Genomic DNA, 5,184 nt, shown 5'->3' with positions numbered 1-5,184 from the left:
GGCTGCGCTGCACGCCGGACGACAGCGCCTGGGCGCACCCGGTCGGCGGCCTGGTCGCCGACGTCGACATGGTCGAGCGGCGCGTCGTACGGATCATCGACACCGGCCCGGTGCCGGTGCCGGCCGAGTGCGGGCGCTACGAGGCCGAGTTCAACGGGCCCGCCCGCACCGGCCTGCGCCCGCTGGAGATCACCCAGCCCGAGGGCCCCTCGTTCACCCTCGACGGCAACCGGCTCAGCTGGCAGAACTGGTCGTTGCGCATCGACTTCAACGCCCGCGAGGGCCTGGTCCTGCACCGGATCGCGTACCGCGACGGCGACCGCGAGCGGCCCGTGCTGCACCGCGCCTCGCTCGCCGAGATGGCCGTCGCGTACGGGGAGGCGGCGGAGAGCCGCAACTGGGTGGCGTTCCTCGACGCGGGGGAGTACGCGCTGGGCCGCAGCGCCAACGCGCTGCGGCTCGGCTGCGACTGCCTCGGCGAGATCCGCTACCTCGACGCCGTGCTCGCCGACGACCTCGGCGCCCCGCGCACCCTGCCCAACGCCGTCTGCCTGCACGAGGAGGACTTCGGGCTGCTCTGGAAGCACACCGACACGTTCAACGGCGACGCCGTCGAGAGCCGCCGCGCCCGCCGCCTCGTGGTCTCCTTCATCGCGACCGTCGGCAACTACGACTACGGCTTCTACTGGTACTTCCACCAGGACGGCTCCATCGGCTTCGAGGCCAAGTCCACCGGCATCGTGCAGACCGCGGCCATCACGCCGGGCGCGGGCTCGCCGTACGGCACGGAGGTCGCGCCGGGGCTGCTGGCCCCGTACCACCAGCACCTGTTCTGCGTACGGCTCGACGCCGCCGTCGACGGGCCCGCCAATACCGTCGAGGAGGTCGACGTCGTGCCGGTCCCGGCGGGCCCCGGCAACCCCGCGGGCAACGCCTTCACCGCCCGTACGACCCCGATCGCCGCCGCCGGGGACGGCGGGCGGCTCGCGGACCCCGCGCTCGGCAGGCGCTGGCAGATCACCAACCCCGGCTCGCTGAACCGCATGGGCCGCCCCGTCGCGTACACCCTCGTGCCGCAGCCCGGCCCGGTGCTCCTCGCGCGGCCCGGCTCCGACGTCGCCCGGCGCATGGCGTACGGGACGAAACACCTGTGGGTCACCCGGCACCGTACGGACCGCCGCTACCCCGCGGGCGACCACCCCAACCAGCACCCCGGCGGCGCGGGGCTGCCGGCCTGGGCCGCCGGCGACGAGTCGCTGGAGAACACCGAACTCACCCTCTGGCACACCTTCGGCCCCACCCACCTGCCCCGGCCCGAGGAGTGGCCGGTCATGCCCGTGGACCACAGCGGCTTCACCCTGCGGCCCACCGGGTTCTTCGACCGCAACCCCGCCCTCGACCTGCCGAGGGAGAGCGGGGGCGGCCACTGCCACGGCGAGGGCTCGTAGCGCCCGACGGTTCGTAGTGCTCCAGGGCTCGCAGAGCTCTCTACACCCAGGGGTGCGCCCGCAGGAACGCGTCCAGCGACTGCTCGAAGGACGCCCGCCCCTCCAGGCTCACCAGATGCCCGGCGCCCGGCACCACCACGGCCCGCGCGCCGGGCACCACCGAGACGATGTCCGCGAGGTTGCCCGCGACGTCCCCGCTGTCCAGCTCGCCGATGAGGGCCACCGTCGGCACCTGTATCTCGTGCAGCCGCTCCACCGCCTGGGCCTCGATCGCCCGGCCCAGGGTCGGCGTCGCGACATTGGCCGTGACATTCGCCGTGGCCGTGGCCCAGATCCGCTCGCGCAACACCGGGTCCACCGCCTCCGGTTCGCGGTACGGGCCGTCCACCCACATCCGCAGATAGTGCTCGACGAACCGCTCCGCGCCGTCCGGCGCGCCGAAGCACTTCTCCTGCCCCTGGAGGTGCTCCTGGATATAGGGGTCGGTGATCTCGCTGCCGCTGAGTCCCGGCGCGAGCAGCACCAGCCCCGCCACGACGCCGGGGTGCGCGATCGCCGTGTCCACCGCGATCCGGGCGCCCGACGAGTGCCCGACGAGGGTGGCCCGTACGACGCGCAACCGGTCCAGGAGCGCGTACAGATCGTCGTGGTCACACCAGTCGCCGTCGCTCACCGAGGAGCGGCCGTGCCCCCGCGCGTCGTAGCGGATGACGCGCCGCCCCGACCGCGCGAGCCGGGTGAACTGCTCGTCCCACATGCCCATGTCGAGCATCCCGCCGTGCAGCAGCACCAGCACCGGGCCGCTGCCCGCGGCCTCGTAGTACAGCTCGCCGTTCTCCACGGGCGCCCGCCCGCACTCCACGACCATGAACCGGCACGCGACCACCGGCGTCCCGTCGTCCACGGTGAAGTGCGGGTCCCCGAGCGCCTGCCGCATCTGCGGGCTGTGCCAGAAGCCCTCGTGGTCCGCGCGCCACGCGGCGACGGTCTCGTGGCCCTCGCCCTCGTCGCGCGCGTGCGCCTCGTCGACCTCACCCAGAGGTACGACGCGTACCTCCGTCACCTCGATCACCGCGACCGGCTGTCCGGCCGAGTCGATCACCGCGGACCGCTCTCCCACCTCGGGCAGCGGATCGCCGGCGAGCTCGTACTCCCGCACCAGGCCGGTGGTGGAGGTCTTCGCGCCGGAGAGCACGGCGGCGACCAACTGGTCGCGCAGGGGCCCCGGAAACGCCAGCTCGAAGGGCGGCAGCTCGTCAAACATCGTCATGGAGGAACCCTACGCAGAGTCAACCATGCCCAGAGCCACACGGTCGGTCAAAGGACGGGGCGGGGTGCACTCGCGCCCCCTGATCGGGGATACGGCGCGGGCCCTCAGCCCTCCAGCGCCTTGCCGACCCGCCGCGAGACCGTGAACCCGTACAGATCGAGCACCCCCGGCGGCTCCGCGACCCCCGGCCCCCCGGCCCGCACCCACGCCGCGATGTCCGCGAGCGCCCCGTCGTCGTTGACCAGCCCCAGCCAGACCGGCCGCCCGCCCGCCGCCCGCCCCGCGGGCGAGGGCTGCACCACCATCACATTGGCCTGCTCGCACACGTCCAGGCACTCCGAGGCCCGTACCGGCGCCGCGCCGTCGAGCGCCGCGCGCAGCCGGGCTATCTGCCCCGCGTGATCGACGCCGGGCACCTTGCGCGGGTCGCCGCAGCAGCAGCCCCGGCAGACAGTGATCCGGCACGATCTCGCGGCGGGCGCCGAGCGGCGCGCGTTGTTCGAGGTCATCCGGCAGATGATACGCACCGGCGGACCGCGCGATCAGGGCGTGCGCCACGGTGCGCGGCGAGCGGGAAAACCCGTTGCGAGGGAAAACCCGTTGCGAGGCGCGCGCCCGCCGTCCTACCGTCGTCCCCGACGTTACCGCCGCTGATGGGAGAAGGCCGTTGCTCTACTGAGGTCATGAGACACCGCGACCGATCGCGCCGCTCCGGCGCGCGGACGTGTGCGTGCGACCTCGGCACAGAGCCGCCTCCACCCACCCTCGTGGTGTCTCCACGTGTTGTGCCCATTCCTTTTCACCACTGAGCACCACGGAGACCCTGTATGTCTCATACGCCCCCTTCGGCAGCCTCCATCTCCTGCACCGGCCTCGACTTCGCCTGGCCCGACGGCACACCCGTACTGGAAGACTTCCAGCTCGCCGTCGGCCCCGGCCGCACCGGGCTCATCGGCCTCAACGGCGCGGGGAAGTCCACCCTGTTGAAGCTGATCGCGGGAGAGCTGACCCCGGGCGCCGGAGCCGTGCGCGTCGCCGGACGGATCGGCTACCTGCCGCAGAACCTCACCCTCGACACCTCGCTCCGCGTCGACGCGGCCCTCGGCATCGCCGAAACCCGCGCCGCGCTGCACGCCATCGAGAACGGCGACGCGAGCGAGGAGCACTTCACCGCCGTCGGCGACGACTGGGACGTCGAGGAGCGCGCCCGCGCCGCCCTCGACCGGCTCGGCCTGGACGGCATCGGACTCGACCGCACCACCGGCGCGCTCTCCGGCGGCGAGTCCGTGCTGCTGCGGCTCGCGGCCCTGCTGATCAGCCGCCCCGACGTGCTGCTCCTCGACGAACCCACCAACAACCTGGACCTGCGCGCCCGGCAGCGCCTGTACGACGCCGTCGCCGACTGGTCCGGCGTCCTGGTCGTGGTCAGCCACGACCGCGAACTGCTCGAACTGGTCGACCGGATCGCCGACCTGCGCGGCGGCGAAGTCCACTGGTACGGCGGAAACCTCTCCGCGTACGAGCGGGCCCTGGCGGCCGAGCAGGAGGCCGCCGAGCGCATGGTGCGGGTCGCCGAGGCCGACGTGAAGCGCCAGCGGCGGGAGCTGACCGAGGCCCACGTCAAACTGGCCCGCCGGGTCCGCTACGGCAAGAAGATGAACGAGAACAAGCGCGAACCGAAGGTCGTCATGAACGAGCGCAAGCGCGAGGCCCAGGTCTCCGCGGGCAAACACCGCATCATGCACACCGAGAAACTCAAGGAGGCCGAGGACCGGCTGGACGAGGCCGTCGAGGCCGTCCGCGACGACGACGAGATCCGCGTCGAACTGCCCTACACCGCCGTGCCGCCCGGCCGCGGCGTGCTGACTCTCGACTCATTGGAGGTACGGGGCGGAGCCCGCGCCCACCTGGACGTCCGAGGCCCCGAACGGATCGCGCTCCTCGGCCCCAACGGCGCCGGCAAGACCACCCTGCTGCGCACCATCACCGGAGAGCTCCCGCCGGTGAGGGGCGAGGCGCTCACCCACGTACCGCTGCGCTATCTGCCGCAGCGGCTCGACATCCTCGACGACGGGCTGACCGTCGCCGAGAACGTGGCCCGCTTCGCGCCCGGCGCCACCAACAACCGCGTCCGCGCCCGCCTCGCGCACTTCCTCTTCAAGGGCGCCCGCGCGGACCGGCCGGCCGGGACGCTCTCCGGCGGCGAACGCTTCCGCGCGACGCTGGCCGCCGTGATGCTGGCCGAGCCCGCCCCGCAGCTCCTGCTGCTCGACGAGCCGACCAACAACCTGGACATGGCGAGCGTCCGGCAGCTCGTCAGCGCGCTGGAGTCGTACGAGGGGGCGCTGATCGTCGCGAGCCACGACCGGCCGTTCCTGAAGGAGATCGGCATCACGCGGGAGGTGGTGCTGGACCCGGAGGAGAGAAAAGAGGATGCCTGATCGGTACGGGCCGGGGTGCGCACCC

At 72.9% G+C, this 5,184-nt stretch carries 4 protein-coding genes; 2 read left to right on the top strand and 2 right to left on the bottom strand.

Going from position 1 to position 5,184, the window contains the following annotated elements:
• Positions 1-1,448: primary-amine oxidase (locus ACFU99_RS32095; RefSeq protein ID WP_384398721.1), on the top strand; the 1,448-nt coding region annotated here is incomplete at its 5' end.
• Between the two features lie 40 nt (positions 1,449-1,488).
• Here the strand turns inward: ACFU99_RS32095 and ACFU99_RS32090 are convergent.
• Together ACFU99_RS32090 and ACFU99_RS32085 are read right to left on the bottom strand one after the other, a co-directional pair.
• Positions 1,489-2,718 carry an alpha/beta fold hydrolase gene (locus tag ACFU99_RS32090; protein ID WP_384398719.1) on the bottom strand — a complete coding sequence of 410 codons (1,230 nt, stop codon included), beginning with the start codon at positions 2,716-2,718 and terminating at the stop codon, positions 1,489-1,491.
• Positions 2,719-2,822: 104 nt separating this feature from the next.
• Complete coding sequence (locus ACFU99_RS32085) at positions 2,823-3,227, bottom strand: (2Fe-2S) ferredoxin domain-containing protein (protein WP_384398717.1); 405 nt, start codon at positions 3,225-3,227, stop codon at positions 2,823-2,825.
• 318 nt (positions 3,228-3,545) lie between these two features.
• Here ACFU99_RS32085 and ACFU99_RS32080 point away from each other — a divergent pair, with 318 nt between their 5' ends.
• A complete protein-coding gene (locus tag ACFU99_RS32080; protein ID WP_384398715.1) occupies positions 3,546-5,159 on the top strand; it encodes an ABC-F family ATP-binding cassette domain-containing protein in 1,614 nt (537 codons plus the stop codon).
• Positions 5,160-5,184 lie beyond the last annotated feature (25 nt).

This window comes from Streptomyces sp. NPDC057654 (assembly GCF_042800135.1).
Classification (GTDB): domain Bacteria; phylum Actinomycetota; class Actinomycetes; order Streptomycetales; family Streptomycetaceae; genus Streptomyces.
Note: the sequence above shows the minus strand (reverse complement) of the source record. Positions and strands in the feature narration are given on the sequence as shown.

What these genes read in the sequence shown, in the direction of transcription:
- ACFU99_RS32085 (WP_384398717.1), bottom strand. Translation starts at nt 3,227, where the DNA reads ATGACCTCGAACAACGCGCGCCGCTCGGCGCCCGCCGCGAGATCGTGC.
- ACFU99_RS32080 (WP_384398715.1), top strand. Translation starts at nt 3,546, where the DNA reads ATGTCTCATACGCCCCCTTCGGCAGCCTCCATCTCCTGCACCGGCCTC.
- ACFU99_RS32090 (WP_384398719.1), bottom strand. Translation starts at nt 2,718, where the DNA reads ATGACGATGTTTGACGAGCTGCCGCCCTTCGAGCTGGCGTTTCCGGGG.